The sequence below is a fragment of the Prosthecobacter sp. genome, from assembly GCF_029946185.1.
Taxonomy (GTDB): domain Bacteria; phylum Verrucomicrobiota; class Verrucomicrobiia; order Verrucomicrobiales; family Verrucomicrobiaceae; genus Prosthecobacter.
The window spans coordinates 1-13,667 of sequence record NZ_JAQSEA010000272.1; the positions used below are offsets into that span (position 1 = coordinate 1).

Sequence of the window (13,667 nt, forward strand, 5' to 3'; positions counted from 1 at the left end):
CGAAATCGCCGAAAGTCTTGGCATCCCCATCGGCACCGTGCGCTCGCGGTTGCACCATGCCGTCGCGGAAGTGCGCCATCGGCTTGAATCTGAACTCAACTCATCAACCTTATGAAACCTGAATCCCTGCATGCCATGGTCATCGACCACCACTCTGGCGAACTGTCCCCGGAGGTGGTGGACTTGCTGGAGGCCTATCTGTCCACCAATCCTGCTGCGCGTGAAGAGGCCGCGCGCATTGCGGAAGTGCTGCGGCTCACGGGTGAAGCAGTGGCGCGGCATCCTGAATGTGTGCGTGTCTTTTCTCACGCGGAAATCAAACCTGTGCGCGAGCTGAGGCGGAAGTGGGCGCAGCCGCTGTGGCTGAAGGCGGCGGCGGTGATCGCGTTCTCCGCACTCACTGCGGCGGGTGGTTTTTATATAGGGAGCGCGCGTCCCGAGGCCTCTGTGATAGCGAATGCGGCACCGGTCACTCCGCGCAAAGACAGCCCGTGGGCGCGGTATCGCATGGCGCTTGATCCGCTCAGCAGCGGCATGCAGGTGGTGCGGGTGGACATTGCGGAGAAGGAGGTGAGGCCATGAAAATTCTCGCCCGTTGCGTCTGCCTGCTGACGGCCCTGTGGCTCTGCGGTTGTTACCCTGAGGAGCGCATCTGGTGGTCGCCCAAGGGCGACCGGGCCATCGTGGCGGTGAATGATCACCTGCATCTCGTGACGGCGGACGGGACGCTGGGCGAGCCCTTGCTCGGGGGGGATTCCATTGAAGACTGGCTGCTCAAAACGATCACGTGGCTGCCGGATGGCACCGGCTTTGTGTGCTCACGCAAACGCCACGTTCGCACATGGGAAGAAACGAAAAAGCTGATTTCCGCCCAAGAAGCGGAGCGCATCGAAGCATGGCTGCCAATGGTTTTGCCGACACTCGAATTTGAGATTGCCCGGGTTAAAAAGCCTGGCCATGTCAAGGGTCTGCAAGCTCTGATGCCAGCGCATGACAAGAATGTGTTTCTCGCTGGGCTGTGGGTGATTTTCGAGCGTCAGCGCTCCGATGTGGAAAAGGTGCTGCGCAAGCTGCCTCAGGGTGAAAAGATCATGGCTGAACTCGATGATGCACGCGGCAAAATTTCCATTTTTGAGCTTTGCGTCGTCAAACTCGATCAGTCCACCGAGGCATCTCCGCAAGGCATCGCCTGGGGTTTGCTGGAACTGCCGCTCATGCCCAAGATTTCCCCGAAGCACGAGGCGGTCGCCTTTCTCCAATTCAATGAGGATACTGAGGCTCCCGATCTTCGGGTGACTTCGCTCGATGGGAAGACGAGCCTCCTCGTCGCGCAGCAAATTTCATCCGGCGGCTTTCAATGGATGCCGGATGGGCGCACGCTGGTCTTCACCAAGTCGCTCGGTCAGCCCAAGGACAGCCTGCAGAGCATTCAGCAAATCACGGTACTGCAGGAGTCTGGCGCGCTCATGAAATCCTCCCCAGACAGCCGGTCGGAAGATTCTCGGATCAAGGTCGAAGCACCCGATCGTCTGCCAGAGGTCAGGCTTCTGGCTTTGGCCCTCATGCCGGAGCGCGCGGCACTGCATCCACTGCCGGACGGGAGAATCTTGTTTGCCAGCCAGCCCATCACACTGCCGGTGGTTGAATCAAGGCCAAAACTGGAGCCGCTGCTGCATCTCATCTCTGCGGATGGCCGGTCACTGAGCACCATCCCGACCGCACCGGGCGATTTGCCGACGGACCTCAATTACATGACTGTCTCGCCCGATGGCAAACTCGTCGCCGTGGTCGAAGAGGCGACGGATGCCGTGGCGGTGGTGGAAGTGAGCAGTGGCAAAACGGAAGTCATCTCCGCGCCGCATCCTGACTGGAGCTGCGAAACCGTTCCCGCATGGAAATCGGCCACCGAGCTGACTTTTGCCGCACTGGATGAGAAGACCCATTCGCCATGCTGGATGCTATGGTCTGCTGAAAAGGGGACGCGCAGCCTCAGCAGCCAGTGGCCGGTTGCTGCTACGCATGACTGGCTGAGCGAACGCAAGCCTGAGCCCACCACCAAGACAAACCCATGAAGCGGTCTTTTTTCCTGATCTTTGTTTTAGCCAGCCTCATGCAAAGCGCGGCTGCGGGTGAAGACACCGCCTTCTTCGAGGCGAAAATCCGGCCGGTGCTGGCAAATCATTGCTATGAGTGCCACTCCATCGAATCTGGCAAATCCAAGGGCGGCCTCATGCTCGACACCAAACAGGGCATCCGCACCGGGGGCGATACCGGCCCCGCGGTGCTGCCGGGAGATGTCGCCAAGAGCCTGCTGCTGACAGCGATCAAGCACAGCGACCCCGATCTCGAAATGCCGCCGAAGAAGCCGCAGCTATCACAGGCTGTCATCGCGGATTTTGAGACATGGATCAAAGCCGGTGCGGCTGATCCGCGTGAGACGGCAGTGAAAGCAGCGGAGCGTCCGCCGGTCGATGTGGAGTCGGGGAGAAAGTTCTGGAGCTATCAAAAGCCGCAACGGGTTGCGGGTGACATCGACGGATTCATCGCAGCCATGCTCAAGAAAAATGGCCTCTCTCCCGCACCCGAGGCGGAGCCGGTGACGCTGCTGCGGCGCTTGTACTTTGATTTGATCGGCATGCCTCCGACGCCGGAGCAGGCGGTGGCGTTTTCGATGTCGAAGCTGGAAGCCACGGTGGATGAACTGCTCGCGTCGAAGGAATTCGGTGTGCGCTGGGGCCGCCACTGGCTGGATGTCGCGCGCTTTGCCGAGTCCAACGGACGCGAGTCAAACCTGACCTTCCCACATGCGTGGCGTTATCGCGATTATGTCATCGACGCAGTGAATGCCGACCTGCCCTTTGACCGCTTCATCACAGAGCAGATTGCCGGTGATCTGCTGCCTGCGAAGAGTGATGCAGAGCGCGCCCGCCTGCTCATCGCGACCGGCTTTCTCGCCATGGGTCCCAAGGGCCTGAATGAAATGGATCCGGCGCAGTTCGCTGCCGACGTGGCCGACGAACAGCTCGACACCGTGACCCGCGCCGTGATGGCCAGTTCGGTCGCCTGTGCGCGCTGCCACGATCACAAGACGGAGCCGTTCAGCATGGAGGACTACTATGGTCTCGCGGGTATTTTCAAAAGCACGCAGACCTTTTACGGCAACTGGATCGATTCGGAGAACAACAACCACGGTCATCTCATCCGTCTGCCGGAGTTGTCAGGGCAGGGGATCGTTGGGAAATCCACCACGGCTCAGCAAGTCGTGAAATTGAAAGCGGATCTCGCCAAGCTGAACGCCGATGAAATCGCGCAAAACGCCTACATTGCCAAAGCGAAGCTGGAAGGGCGCGACATCAGCAGCGAGTTTCATAAAATCCTCAGCAACGCCATCCGCATCCTCTGGTCGCGTGGCGGCATTGAGGGCCGGCTTGAAACCGTGGATGCATCCGGCCACGCCTTGCCGCTATGCATGGGTGCGCAGGAGGCGCAGCGCATCACGGACTCGAAGCTCTACGAGCGCGGCGAGCTCGCGCATCCGGCGCAGGCCGTCCCGCGCGGGTTTCCTCGCGTGGTGGATGTCAAGGGCAGCGTGTCCCCAAAGCACAGCGGTCGCCTTGAACTCACGCACTGGCTCACCAGCCGCGACAATCCGCTCACCGCCCGCGTCATGGCCAATCGCGTCTGGCGGCATCTCTTCGGCGCGGGCATCGTCCGCACCGTTGATAACTTCGGCTTCAGCGGCGAGCGCCCCAGCCACCCCGAATTGCTCGATCACCTCGCCCTCCAATTCATCGACGGCGGCTGGTCCGTGAAGAAGCTCATCAAAGCCATCGTGCTGTCAAAAACCTACCAGCAGTCCAGCCAAGGCCATAGCGACACCGATCCCGACAATCGCCTCCTCGCACACGCCAACCAGCGTCGCCTCGATGCTGAAGTCATCCGCGATTCCATGCTCGCTATCTCCGGCTTGCTCGATCCCTCACGCCGAGCAGGCTCGCTCGTCGCGGAGCTGGACGGCCAGTCCGTCTCCTTGATCGGCTTCAACACCAAGCTCTCGCCCGATCTCGACGGCTCCCATCACCGCTCCATTTATCTGCCCGTGATCCGCGATCAATTGCCCGATGTGCTGGAGCAGTTTGATGCGGCCAATCCCAATCTCGTCACCGGCGACCGCGATGTCACCAATGTCCCCTTGCAGGCACTCTACCTCCTCAACGGCCTTTTTGTTCAGCAACAAGCCGTCGCTCTGGCAAACCGCATCACCCTGGAAAAATCCACCCTCCCAGACCGCATCCGCCACGCATTTCTGCTCTGCTTCAATCGCCCTCCAGATGCACAGGAGCAGCAGCTCGCGCAGGCATTTTTCCAAACTCACGCCGCAGATCAATCCAAACTCCTCGCCGCATTTTGCCAGTCACTCCTCGCCAGTGCCGAGTTCCGTTTGGTTGATTGATCCAACCACTCCAAAGAATGAAAACCACAAGCATCAACACCCTCAATCCCGCATGAAGCGAATATTGAAATACATCGTCGATTTTGCCGTGTTTCTTGGAGCTCTAGGGCTGATGGCAATGCTTTGGTTGTTGCTGACTCAAGTTGTTGCGATCGGCCTGACGGTGGCTGTGGGCCTTCTTATTGCTTCATTCCAAGGATGGGGCGCAGGGCTCGTGGCTGGCATTATCACTTACGCAGTGTTGATGAAGCTTGCCTGGTATCTGGATATATTTGACATGATCAACATTGGGAGAACATCACGGAACCGGTCGGTGCAGAACAAGATTCAACTGCCATGAACACACTCCACTCACGCCGCGATCTCCTCACCTCCATGTCCTCAGGCATCGGCTGGCTGGCATTCTCCGCCCTCGCTCAGGCGCAGGGCGGCCTCGCTGCCAAGGCCGCGCATTTCCCCGCACGCGCCAAGCGCGTGATCTTCCTCACCATGCGCGGCGGTCCCTCCCATGTGGACTTGTTTGATCACAAACCCGAGCTCATCAAACGCGACGGCCAGACCGCGTCCCTGGGTCGCGATTCCTCCGGCGCGAAACTCTTCGGCCCCGTACATCCCCTCAAACAATTCGGCACATCAGGCCAGTGGATGACCTCCCTCTATCCCAAGCTCGCGCAGCATGCGGACGACATGTGCATCATCAACTCCATGCACACCGACCTGCCCAATCACGCGCAGGCCTTCGGCCAGATGCACACCGGCAGCTTTCAATTCGTGCGCCCCTCCATCGGCGCGTGGACTTTGTATGGCCTCGGCACCGAAAATGAAAATCTGCCCGGCTTCATCACCCTGAACCCACCAGCGGACAACGGCGGTGCACAGAACTACGGCAGCGCGTTTTTGCCCGCCATCTGCCAGGGCACACGCATCGGCGGCTCGCAATTGCCCGAGCTCTACGCTGCGCTGTTGAAGAAGGATGTGGCTCCCGGCCCGCCAATGAAAAACATCGTGCCGTCGCTGCCGGGCGATCTTCAGCGGGCGCAGATCGACCTCATTCGCGGCCTGAACGAACGCAAGATGCAGCGTGATGGTTTTCATCCCCAAATCGAAGGCGCGATTGAATCCTTTGAACTCGCCTTTCGCATGCAGAGCGAGATCCCCGACGTGCTCGATCTGCGCAGCGAGCCTGCACACATTTTAAAACTCTACGGCATCGGGCAGGGGAAGGATCAGTTCGCACGGCAGTGTTTGCTGGCGCGCCGTATGGCTGAAGCCGGAGTGCGCTTCATCGAAATCGCATCGCCGGGAAACTGGGATCATCACAATCGTCTGCGCGAGTTGCTGACGACGAACTGCGCCGCCACGGATCAACCCATTGCCGCCCTGCTGACGGATTTGAAGGCACGCGGCATGCTCAAGGACACACTCGTGGTATGGGCCGGTGAGTTTGGCCGCACGCCCTACGCGCAGAGTGGTGATGGCCGCGATCACAATCACAAAGGCTACTCGATCTGGATGGCCGGTGGTGGTGTGAAGGGCGGGCTGACCTATGGCGCGACGGATGAAGTAGGCCACAAGGCCGAGCTGAATCCAATGCACATCCATGACTGGCACGCGACCATGCTGCATCTGCTTGGGCTTGATCACACCCGACTCACCTACTCGTATGGCGGCCGGAATTTCCGCCTGACAAACGTGAGTGGCGAAGTGGCGACTGGGATTCTGGCCTAAGATTGGGATTGCACCCACGCCACGCTGGGAGCTAATATCGAACCAATCCCGTGCAGGTTGGTCTGTATGGAATCAGGCAGAATCATTCCCTGAATATACCATGAGCGACGCTTACTCTGATGATCCAGCATCTTCTGCCAAGCCTCCCTCTGGATGGGGCAAGCTTTTCATGGGCCTTCTTCTCGGAGGCGTGATCGGAGCCGGGGCGTTGTATGTGACGAAGGTGGATCCGTTGTTGCTGGCTAAGGCGAGCTCGTCAGAGCAACCGTTGGCCTCCGTACCATCAGGCGAGGAGGTGGACGTGCCGTTTAAGGAAGAGGGGCTGCCACGCACACCGTTTGAGAAAGGCTCGCTGCCGCCAGATGAAGCGGTGGACTCAATCAAGATCACGCTGGGAATTGGTACCGGGGGGACGGCGCTGAGCGAGCCGGTGGATGTGCATTTGGGCCTCGGCTTTCCTCTGCGCCTGTATCCGTTGGGCGGTGTGAGGCGTGAGCCTTCCTTCGCAGCGTTTCCGCACAAGTCATCGCTGGAAGGCAAGGCAGATTCCATTCAGCCGGGGCAGATGGCGACGTTTGAGTTTTCCGCCAAAGGCGATGATGGCGGTCTCGATGCACTGCGCACCTCGCAGCAATTGCTGGCAGATGTGAAGTGTGGCGATCTGCAGCGTATTGGCTTCGCTTCACAGGGGCGCAGTGACTGGGTGCTGGCTGGGTATCGCATCGAGGTGAACGGCAAACTCTTTGCCGCGAACGGTCTGGTGGATGCTCGGGCGCAGGAAAAGCTGTCGTCCAGCCGCGCCAGCCTCATGCAACTGCTGCCGGAGTACGAGGCAAAAACAAACGCAACGAATCTAACCGATGATCAGAAGGCAGAGCTCAAGACAGAGCATGCCCTTGTCCGTGCGCTGAGCGGGCGTGTTGTGGGTGCCGTGCCGTGGTTTGAGGAAAGCTACGACTCCTTGAATCCTGCGCCTCCGCTAGGAACCAAGGTGGAAAATCTGCGTATCACACTCACGGGCGGCAAAGGGCCGCAGCAGGGCACGCGCAATCCAGTCTATCTCGTGGCAGGTGCACGAAAGTTCCTGCTGTCATCGGAGATGGACCCGCTGCGCGATGCCAATGAACCGCAGCTTTTTGACCTGGCCGCGTTTGAGCTGGCGATGAATCCGCTGACGAAGGAAGTTCTGAGCGCACCGGGCGTGGGTATCATTGGCAGCGGTGCGCCGACGAATAAGATTCCTGATCGTGCGCAACTGCAGAGCGTAAAAATCGAGACTGAAGGCCAGGTGATCTATGACAGTGAGAAACAGCCGGATGATCAGAAGACGCTGCCTGCGCTCTGGCTGACACCTGCGGCCTATTATAATGAGGCGGGCGATCTGATGCGACCCACGTCCACAGCTGCGGAGGTGCCCGTGTGGAAATCAGGCATGACGCTTCCAGAAGGCTCACCAGCAGCACTGCCACCCGAACCGCCGCCTCTTGTGAACATCCCGCCGATTCCCCCATTGCCACCACCACCGCTGCTGCCACCCGTGCGCACGATTTTGCCAGGAGGTCTGCCTCCTCCCGGTGGCGGCGGATTGTTCCCGTTGCTTAATGCACTGGCGCAGTTGCTCTTCCCCTTGCCTCCACCCGCTGCACCGCTCATCAGCGGCGTGCGCATCGCTCCAGGCACGGCAATCGTGTGTGATGGTGATGCTGTGACGGTGAAATGGAATGTGGGAGGCAACACTTCCAACATCACCTCTTGGCGGGTCGATCTATTTGCCGTGCTGCCGCACAAAGCCGCGCCGGTGCTGATCACCCCCATGGCGACCAAGATCGGTGGTTTCCCTGGATTTACGAGTGTCGTGATGCCCCCGATCAATCGTGCCGTGATTGCCGGTCTGTTGACTGCGGGTTCCGCCGAGGCGCTTTACCTTTATGTGCAGCCGCGTGTCACTGCGCTGGGCCCTTTTGGGAATGTATTGACTGCGGCCAACGGTTCGCTGCTGCCGCTGTTCCCGGCTGGCACGACGACGGCCAATGTGGGCCTTAAACGCGGAGGAATTCTGCCCCCGTTCGGTCTCGGCAATGCGCCTGCGCCGAGTTTTCAGGTCACTCCTGCGGTGACGCCACCGTTTTTGAAATGGCAGGGCATGGCCTTGGCAGATCCGCTGGCGATCCGCAATGCATGGAGTCTCACCGCCGAGCATGGCAGCCATTTCGGCCTGCTGTTTGCCAGTCACGAAAATATCCCCGGAGCAGTCACTCTGCCCGCGTGGAGTACGGCGGCACGTCCGACCGGCAATGGCAGTGAATTGATCACGATGCGGTTTGAGGGATCGGTCCCGATTCCTGCTGCGGCCAATGGCTTGCGTGCTGTCGCTTACATCGCATTCGTGGGCGGTTCATCGCCTGCCTCCAAAGCTCAGGTGCTTGCACGTGCGGAACTGAGCAGTGGCCCTATCCGGCGCAATACAGCTGGCAATGTGATGCCTCTGCCATGGGGGGCACAACCGTTCTTCACGCTGCAAACCACCAGCTTGGTGCCAGCGGCTCCACTGGGGAAGGCCCAGCCTCTGCTGCTGGTGGATATGCCACTGCGTTTTGACCGCATGGCGGCGAACAACTTCGTCGGCTACCCGCTCGATCCAGTAAACGGTGCCAGTTATTCCTTTGCTGGGCCACCGGCCTTCAATCCAGCCGCTTATGCCGTCCAGGCGGGCACGGGTACGATGTACGTCACACTTACCTACATGGTCACACTGAACACCACGGATGAGACGGACGCCGTTGGTGTGCTCGGAGTCCGTCTCGTCCCTGACAACACGCCATGAAAACGCTCCTGCCTCTTTTCATTCTCCTCGCTGCGCCGCTGCTTCACGCGGCGGATGGCAGTGTGCATGGTCGTGTTTACGGGCAGAACGAAAAAGGTGATAACCTCGGTCCGGTGGCGCACGCGAAGATCGAGCTGCGTGCTGAAACGGGAGGTGCGGCGTCAACGGTGACGACGAATGAGTACGGCTACTACCAGATCGACACGCTCGCGGTGGGTGCCTACCGTTACAAGGTCGCGGCCGCCGGATTTCGTGATGAAGATGAGATGCGCGGCTTTGCCATGCCGCAGGACACGCGCGAATTTGTGCATGACTTTCTCCTCACGCGTGAGCCGAAGTCCGGCAGCAGTCCGGCGCAGTCAAATATCGTTCAGCCAGCCGTGCATGGCCGGGTTTACGGTCAGACAGAAAAAGGCGACAACCTCGGGCCATTGCCCGGAGCAAAAGTGGAGCTGCTGACAAGCCAAGGCGGCAGGGTGGTAGCGACAGCAACGGCCAGCTCGCCCGGCGGCTACTATGAGATCAAGAATCTGTCGCCTGCTGACTACGCATATCGTGTGACGGCTGCCGGCTTCGCGCCGGAGGATGCCGGGCGCGGCTTCACCGTGCCGCAGGGCACGCTTGAATACGTGCACGATTTCATCCTGTCAAAAACACCTCCCAAACGAGACAAGTGCGAGCTGGCGGTGCTCGTCGTCAAACTCATCAGCAGTGGCAACGACAGGGCGAATGATGCGCGGCTGCCAGTGGCGAATGCCAGGCTTGTGCTCCAACCTTCAGGAAATCTTCCCACGCCGCTCAATCAGCCCTTCGTGACGGATGCGAAGGGCGAATACAACGCAAAGGATCTTGCTGAGGGCAGTTACACCGTCGCCATCGACGCCCCCGAGTGCGAGCCTTTTACCGGGTCGCTGACGGTGAAGTGCGACAAGGATGGAGACGTCATCTTCGAGCTCAAACCCTGCAACGAACTCTTGCACGGCTATGTGCGTGCGATGCTGAATGAAGGCTGGGGAGCTTCGGCGCAGGCGAAGGCCGCAGCCGAGCGTGCCTATCAGCGTGCGATGAAGGTGGATGCCAAAGATGGCAGTGTGAACTACGCCAGCGCGCTCGCATTGCTCAGCGCGGGGGATTACCCGGCAGCACAGCAGAGCCTCGCGGCGGCGATTGGCAAAAAAAGTGACAGCACCACTTGGGACCGTGCCTGTGAGGCACGGCTCTGGATGAACCTGTGCCTGCATCAGCCAGCGCAGGCTGCACGTGAGATGCGCTCACTCGCGCAGAATCATTATGCGAATCGTACGGCCACTCAGGCGGCGAAGGACACGGCGTATGTCTGCGGCATTGGGCTGGGTTTGGTCAAAGGACCTTGGCAGGATCAAGTAAGTGCAGGTGATGCCGCACTGCTGGAGAGCGAACTGCTCTCCGCGTTCAAAGGAGACCTTCAAGCCGAATGCGCCAAGGCGCGCGACCACGTGGCTGACGAATACGGCAAACTCAAAGCGGCGGAGGATGCCGCACGGAATACCCTGATGGTGGGCGTCACGGAAAAACGAAATGCCGAGCTCGCACGTCTGGCGGAGCGTCAGACCGCGATCAGCACTGAGGTGGCCGCACTTGATCCCGACATTCAGACACTGCAAACTTCGGTGAACCAGTTTGACCAGCAGTATCGCATTCAGGTGGTCGGATTCACCCAGCAGCAACAGGCGAACGCCGTGCAGTTGCAGGCGCTGAATGGAAGGCTGCAACATCTCTCCGTCTGCATGGCGCAAGACCAGGTGAGAATGCAGGCAGCGGCGCAGCAGCAGATGCCGCAGTCTCCCACGACCATGCAGCCGGACAGGCGCCCCGGCATGCAGCAGCCGGGTGCGGGTACGCAGGCCATCATGGTGGAGATTCAGCAGCATCAGCTGGAGATCCAGCAGATCCGCCAGCAGATGCTCGTCATTCAAAACCAGAATGTGCAAATGGGGGTGAACATCGCGAATCTGCAGACGCAGTTCAACCGCGATGCTGGAACTGCGCAGGCGGATCTGAACCTCAAATTGCAACGCCGGGGTGTGCTCGCCACCGAGTTTGAAACGCTCGACCGCCAGCGCACGGCACCGTTTGATCCCGCCACCTTCAGCACTCCTGAGATAGATGACCTCAGACGTCGTGAGCGTTCCTTGAAAACGTACTGCGACCTGCCCCTGGAAGTGCGCCGTGAGGAATTACTCGATCAATTCGACTGCGGCGCGGCTAAGGAACCCAAACGTCTCGCGAACCCAGCTAAAGCATCAGAAATCAAGGAGCCCGCTTTCATCAGCACCAGATCTCCAGCTATGAATGCACCGGTGTCGTCTGCGAACGCCCCTGCTGCTGGACTCATTGTCATGCCTGCGCAGCCAGTTCCTGAAAACTCCGGTATGCCGCCGCTCAAGCCCCTGCCTCCATCTGCCACCGCCATCAAACCACCGCCCAACATCGGCGAGCCTGCTGAGGTCGTGATCACTAACAATCAGACGGGTTCGGTACGCATTTTTGGACTTTCACCTGGAGCGGACAATGAGCTTTTTGTGCGCTCGCTGGAAGTCGGTGAGGAGGCGATGATCCCCGTCCGCATCGGTCAGACGTTGATCATGCGGCCATCAGCCGGCGGCCGTGAATTGCAACGCCACAAGGTGGGCAAGAAGCTGGAGATTCTGAAAGTGGGCGCTACTCCGCAGTAAAGACCTCGCGCTCCGCGAGAGGTGCTGCGCGTGCTCTTTGGGAAAATCGCTTTCGGCTCATCTCGCGGAGCGAGATGGCTGCTTTGCTTCGCCGTAACGGATCAATTTCACGCATGTCGCCCTTTAAACGTCAGCTCTGCAATTCCCGATTTATCAAGTTCACCGAGACCCAGCGAGACCATCTTCTCATACTGTGCCTTGGTGGCATCATTGAGCGGCAGATGCAGGCCGACGGTTTTTGCTACAGCGGCGGCGATGCCGCTGTCCTTGGCGGCGTGTTCGGCGGAGAACCAGCAGTCGTGCTCGCGGGCTACCATGTCGGCGCTGTCTGTTTCCAGCACGCGTGAATTGGCCCCGGTCTGGCTGAAGACTTCGCGGATCATGTTCAGATCGTGACCGAGCGCGGCGGCGAGCCCCAGACCTTCGGCAAGACCTGCCGTGTTGATGTTCATGACCATGTTGACGAGGGCTTTGACTTCCGCCGCACTACCAGGCCCGCCGATGAAACGGAGGTTCATGCTCATCTGCTCGATCATGGTCTGCACCCGTTGATAGGTCGCTTCATCACCAGCCAGCATCAGGTAGAGTTTACCCTCGCGTGCATGACTGATGGAAGAGGCCATGCAGGCTTCGAGGCTTTGCGCACCGACTGCAGCAGCAGCTGCATAGACTTCGCGGTGGATCGCGGGAGACAGCGTGGCGCAGTTGACGAAGACCTTGCCGCTCGCGTTCGTGAGAAGGCTGTCCCCGGTTCCAAAAAAGATGCCGCGCATCGCAGCATCATTGGTGACAACGGTGAAAATGACATCAGCGGCGGCGGTGACGTCAGCCAGCCGGGTGCAGGCGACACAGCCGAGCTCAGCAGCAAGATCGGCGGCTGCCTGGGTGTTCACATCGAGCACAGCTGTGACATTATAACCACAATCTTTGAGGCGGCGGGCCATGTTGGCCCCCATTTTACCGACTCCGACGAAAGCAACGGTTTGAGACATGATGGGTGAGGCTGGTTGGAATTTATTGGAACTCGGGATAAAACGGATTGTGGGCCTTTTCTTCTCCGACCGTTGTCATGGGGCCGTGGCCGGGGCAGATGACAGTGTTGTCGGGCAGGGTGAAAATTTCTTTCCGGTTCGTGGCAAGGGCGTCGGCATAAGAAACCATGCCGCCTCCCATGCTGGAAGCAAAGATGGCGTCTCCCACGATGGCGAGAGGGTGCTTCAAACCGCTGACCACATAGGTGATGCCGCCCTTCGAGTGCCCCCACGTGCTGCGTGCCTCGATGCGCAGCCCTCCAGATTCCCACGCTTCAGTGTCGCTGAGCTTGAAGGTCTTCGCGCCGGGGCAGGGCTCCTTCTCATGCACAAAGGTGGTGACGGCACCATCCGCAGACAATTTGGCGAGATCCTGGATATGATCGCCATGGGTGTGTGTGAGGAAGATGAGGCTGAGATTGAGTCCCTTCTTCTGGATGAAGTTGATCATGGGGGAGGCATCCGCCCCGGTGTCGAAGGCCACCGCGTTTTTCGTTTCTGTGTCCCAGACGAGATACGCATTCACCGTCATGTCGTGGTATGTGGTGTTGAACTGTTCCAAGCCGGACACGTTGACGGGGAGCGGACGCCATTCACCGTGCGCCATGGCCACCAGTGACAAGCCTTCGAGCTGCAAATGGGGGGCGATTTTGCGCAGCACATAGTCATCCACCTTACCTGCCTTGGCATTGGCAATGTCTTCGGTACTAGCACAGGAAAGGCCGGCCAGAGCGTCATCACTAAGGCCAAGACCGCGCATGGACTTGGCGATCACATCATTGAACAGGTCTTCGAGGGGGAGCAACATGGGAAACGATTCAATGCGTTTTTGATGGCGAAGGCAAGAGGTATGTAACGCCGTCCCGGTACAAACCAAAAGCGTGGACTGCCAGCGGCGAGTTCTTGCCACCCGCAGT

At 59.5% G+C, this 13,667-nt stretch carries 10 protein-coding genes; 8 read left to right on the forward strand and 2 right to left on the reverse strand.

Annotated features, from left to right (window positions below):
• Positions 1-4: 4 nt before the first annotated feature.
• The 8 genes from PSV43_RS26155 (at position 5) to PSV43_RS22260 (ending at position 11,719) form a co-directional block, all read left to right on the forward strand.
• On the forward strand, positions 5-115 hold the full coding sequence (locus tag PSV43_RS26155) for a hypothetical protein (RefSeq protein WP_345784685.1): 111 nt from the start codon (positions 5-7) through the stop codon (positions 113-115).
• Positions 112-582 (forward strand): hypothetical protein, encoded by a 471-nt coding sequence (locus tag PSV43_RS22230; protein ID WP_300202922.1) that lies wholly within the window; start codon positions 112-114, stop codon positions 580-582. Before PSV43_RS26155 ends, PSV43_RS22230 begins: the two co-directional genes overlap by 4 nt.
• On the forward strand, positions 579-2,072 hold the full coding sequence (locus PSV43_RS22235) for a hypothetical protein (RefSeq protein ID WP_300202926.1): 1,494 nt from the start codon (positions 579-581) through the stop codon (positions 2,070-2,072). Before PSV43_RS22230 ends, PSV43_RS22235 begins: the two co-directional genes overlap by 4 nt.
• Positions 2,069-4,453 (forward strand): PSD1 and planctomycete cytochrome C domain-containing protein, encoded by a 2,385-nt coding sequence (locus PSV43_RS22240; protein WP_300202929.1) that lies wholly within the window; start codon positions 2,069-2,071, stop codon positions 4,451-4,453. The genes PSV43_RS22235 and PSV43_RS22240 overlap by 4 nt, the downstream gene beginning before the upstream one ends.
• Positions 4,454-4,505: 52 nt before the next feature.
• Complete coding sequence (locus tag PSV43_RS22245) at positions 4,506-4,793, forward strand: hypothetical protein (protein ID WP_300202932.1); 288 nt, start codon at positions 4,506-4,508, stop codon at positions 4,791-4,793.
• Positions 4,790-6,181: a DUF1501 domain-containing protein gene (locus PSV43_RS22250; RefSeq protein ID WP_300202933.1), complete on the forward strand. Its 1,392-nt coding sequence runs from the start codon at positions 4,790-4,792 to the stop codon at positions 6,179-6,181. The genes PSV43_RS22245 and PSV43_RS22250 overlap by 4 nt, the downstream gene beginning before the upstream one ends.
• 100 nt (positions 6,182-6,281) lie before the next feature.
• Positions 6,282-9,005 (forward strand): hypothetical protein, encoded by a 2,724-nt coding sequence (locus PSV43_RS22255; protein ID WP_300202936.1) that lies wholly within the window; start codon positions 6,282-6,284, stop codon positions 9,003-9,005.
• The gene (locus tag PSV43_RS22260) at positions 9,002-11,719 is read left to right on the forward strand and encodes a carboxypeptidase regulatory-like domain-containing protein (protein ID WP_300202939.1); all 2,718 of its coding nucleotides are present in this window, start codon (positions 9,002-9,004) and stop codon (positions 11,717-11,719) included. The genes PSV43_RS22255 and PSV43_RS22260 overlap by 4 nt, the downstream gene beginning before the upstream one ends.
• Positions 11,720-11,826: 107 nt before the next feature.
• Here PSV43_RS22260 and PSV43_RS22265 read toward each other — a convergent pair whose 3' ends face one another.
• Both PSV43_RS22265 and PSV43_RS22270 read right to left on the reverse strand, forming a co-directional pair.
• Positions 11,827-12,750 (reverse strand): NAD(P)-dependent oxidoreductase, encoded by a 924-nt coding sequence (locus tag PSV43_RS22265; protein WP_300202945.1) that lies wholly within the window; start codon positions 12,748-12,750, stop codon positions 11,827-11,829.
• Positions 12,734-13,558 carry an MBL fold metallo-hydrolase gene (locus tag PSV43_RS22270; RefSeq protein ID WP_300202942.1) on the reverse strand — a complete coding sequence of 275 codons (825 nt, stop codon included), beginning with the start codon at positions 13,556-13,558 and terminating at the stop codon, positions 12,734-12,736. Before PSV43_RS22270 ends, PSV43_RS22265 begins: the two co-directional genes overlap by 17 nt.
• Between the last annotated feature and the right edge of the window lie 109 nt (positions 13,559-13,667).

What these genes read in the sequence shown, in the direction of transcription:
- PSV43_RS22240 (WP_300202929.1), top strand. Translation starts at nt 2,069, where the DNA reads ATGAAGCGGTCTTTTTTCCTGATCTTTGTTTTAGCCAGCCTCATGCAA.
- PSV43_RS22255 (WP_300202936.1), top strand. Translation starts at nt 6,282, where the DNA reads ATGAGCGACGCTTACTCTGATGATCCAGCATCTTCTGCCAAGCCTCCC.
- PSV43_RS22250 (WP_300202933.1), top strand. Translation starts at nt 4,790, where the DNA reads ATGAACACACTCCACTCACGCCGCGATCTCCTCACCTCCATGTCCTCA.
- PSV43_RS22230 (WP_300202922.1), top strand. Translation starts at nt 112, where the DNA reads ATGAAACCTGAATCCCTGCATGCCATGGTCATCGACCACCACTCTGGC.
- PSV43_RS22270 (WP_300202942.1), bottom strand. Translation starts at nt 13,558, where the DNA reads ATGTTGCTCCCCCTCGAAGACCTGTTCAATGATGTGATCGCCAAGTCC.
- PSV43_RS22260 (WP_300202939.1), top strand. Translation starts at nt 9,002, where the DNA reads ATGAAAACGCTCCTGCCTCTTTTCATTCTCCTCGCTGCGCCGCTGCTT.
- PSV43_RS22245 (WP_300202932.1), top strand. Translation starts at nt 4,506, where the DNA reads ATGAAGCGAATATTGAAATACATCGTCGATTTTGCCGTGTTTCTTGGA.
- PSV43_RS22235 (WP_300202926.1), top strand. Translation starts at nt 579, where the DNA reads ATGAAAATTCTCGCCCGTTGCGTCTGCCTGCTGACGGCCCTGTGGCTC.